The following is a 273-nucleotide window of genomic DNA, read 5'->3' on the forward strand; positions in this document are numbered from 1 at the left end:
ATTTTTCATCATGGCGCCGATTGCCACGGAAATCAACGACACAGCACTACAACCGTATTTGGATGAAGAACTGGCGCAAGAAGAAGCGCTTGATGCGGCCATACTGCCGATCAAGGAATTCATGGCCCAGCATACGCGTGAGAAAGACTTGGCCTTGTTCTTCAAATACGCCGAACTCGAAAAGCCGGAGGGCATCGAAGGCATCCCATTGACCACGCTGGTCCCGGCTTTCGCACTCAGTGAATTGAAAACGGCGTTCCAGATCGGCTTCGT

Annotated in this window: 1 pseudogene; it reads left to right on the top strand. The window is 52.0% G+C overall.

The window, feature by feature from the left end:
* Nucleotides 1-273 (top strand): annotated as a pseudogene (locus SB775_RS29490) (flagellar type III secretion system pore protein FliP); the annotation flags it as partial.

This window comes from Peribacillus sp. SIMBA_075 (genome assembly GCF_046534585.1).